We start from the raw sequence: 2,227 nt of genomic DNA on the forward strand, positions 1-2,227 counted from the left end.
AATTTTGGCAATTTTAAGAAAGCAGAATCCTGATAGGATAAGGGTTCTGTGAAATTTGTCGTGTACAGAGAAAAAAATTAGTAAAACAAAACTACTTAAAGGGGATATTTTATACAGCCGTGTTGGAGCTTCATATGGTGTTGCTGCAATTTTTGATCGTGAAGAAGAATATGGTGTGTATGTAAGTTTGACTCATATACGTGTTAACGACACATTAAATAATATTTTCTTAAAACAATTTCTAAATTCACCAAAAGCCAGAATTCAAGCAGAACAAGGAGTTTTTCAAGGTGGGGGAGTTCAAAATTTAAATGTTGGTGTAGTAGAAGAATTCAATCTAACTCTGCCATCAAAACAAGAACAAACTAAAATCGCTTCTTTTCTTTCAACAGTAGATGAAAAGATTAATCAACTGACACAAAAACACCAACTCCTTACCCAATACAAACAAGGCATGATGCAAAAGCTGTTTAGTCAGCAAATTCGCTTCAAGGCAGATGATGGTAGTGAATTTAGGGAATGGAAAATAGGAAAATTGGGTGATATCACATCCATTCAAGGTGGATTTGCATTTAAGAGTACTAATTTTGGTAAAGGAATGACTAAGGTCATCAGAATTGGTGATATCGAAAAAAATATTAATTTGGATTCATTCACTGGTATTTATTCTAATGAAATACCTGATACAAGATACCTAATTTCAGAAAATGCTATTGTTATGGCTCTTTCGGGTGCAACTTTCGGTAAATTAGGAAAAGTTAATCAAGGTTATGCCTATATAAATCAACGAGTTGCTACTTTCAAGGTATTTGAAGACTCACTAAATGAATTTGTCTACCAAATTATGCTTTCTCAAGAATTTACGACCTATATCCAATCGATTCCATCGGCTAGTGCCCAACCTAATATTTCCAATCAAGATGTGATTAATTTTGAAATGATGATTCCTTGCCTAGAAGAACAAACCAAAATCGCTAACTTCCTTTCTGCTATTGACCAAAAAATTGAAGTAACTGAACAACAAATTGAACAGGCCAAACAATGGAAAAAAGGACTATTGCAGCAAATGTTTGTATAAGTAAGCAAACTACTCCCATCTGATCTAAAGACTTTGAGGGTAAAGCATCATAATATGTTGGTACTTCGGCCAGATGATTTCACTCACCCAATCCAAGAATAAAGTCAGAGAAAGAGATGTCCGTACAAAGCGAAGCTCAACTTGAACATGAACTCATTGCACAGCTCAAAAACCTAGGCTACAGCCAAGTTGATATCAAAGATGAGACTCAACTGCTGAGCAATCTCAAAATTCAAGTTGAACGTGCGAATGACATTTCTGCTTTCTCTGCAAATGAATGGGCTCAAGTCCTCAATCATCTCAAGGCTGGCAATAGCTTCAATTGTGCCAAGGTATTGCGTAATCGCTTTCCAGTGACCTTTGATGATGGTTCTACACGCCACATTGATTTTTTGTTTGCTGACCCTTCAAAAAACATCTATCAAGTCACCAATCAGATCGCCATCGATCATAGAGCAAGCAACGGACATACCAGTCGCTTTGACGTCACATTGCTCATCAATGGCCTACCATTGGTCCAAATTGAGCTCAAACGTGCAGGCGTAGAACTTCCTGAAGCTTTCAATCAAACTCAACGCTATGCCAAGGATGCGTACGGCAACGGATCAGGTCTGTTCAACTACATTCAGATTTTTGTGATTAGTAACCGTGACCATACACACTACTACTCCACAGGCACAAAAAATTTCGAGTTCACCTTTCCTTGGGCTGACTTCGACAACAAGCACATCCACAAGATAGATGCCTTTGCAGCAAATTTCCTCAACCATGAGCACATCACCAAAATGCTCACTGAGTACATGGTAATTCAGACTTCTAAAGAAATAAAAGTTCTGCGTCCCTATCAAATATATGCCGTACAGCAAATCATTCAGCGTGTACAACATTCACAGAAGAATGGCTATATCTGGCACACTACGGGCTCAGGTAAGACACTCACCTCGTTCAAAGCAAGTCAGCTCATCATGCGCTTGCCTGAAGTTGAAAAAGTGCTCTTTGTAGTGGATCGTAGTGACCTCGACACCCAAACGGTGCGTGAGTTCAATGCCTTCAAAGAAAATAGTGTAGACACAACCTCTGTACACGACAAATTTCACAGAACCCTTATCCTATCAGGATTCTGCTTTCTTAAAATTGCCAAAATTTCCT

2 protein-coding genes are annotated in these 2,227 nt (G+C 38.2%); both read left to right on the top strand.

What is annotated here, in order from left to right; translation table 11 throughout:
* Nucleotides 1-55 precede the first annotated feature (55 nt).
* Nucleotides 56-1,078 carry a restriction endonuclease subunit S gene (locus CF596_RS14385; protein WP_096902861.1) on the top strand — a complete coding sequence of 341 codons (1,023 nt, stop codon included), beginning with the start codon at nt 56-58 and terminating at the stop codon, nt 1,076-1,078.
* Nucleotides 1,079-1,194: 116 nt separating this feature from the next.
* On the top strand, nt 1,195-2,227 hold a 1,033-nt coding region (locus CF596_RS14390), incomplete at its 3' end, for a type I restriction endonuclease (RefSeq protein WP_143228716.1).

Source organism: Acinetobacter sp. YT-02, from assembly GCF_002412355.1.
In the GTDB taxonomy this organism is placed as follows: Bacteria; Pseudomonadota; Gammaproteobacteria; order Pseudomonadales; family Moraxellaceae; genus Acinetobacter; species Acinetobacter towneri.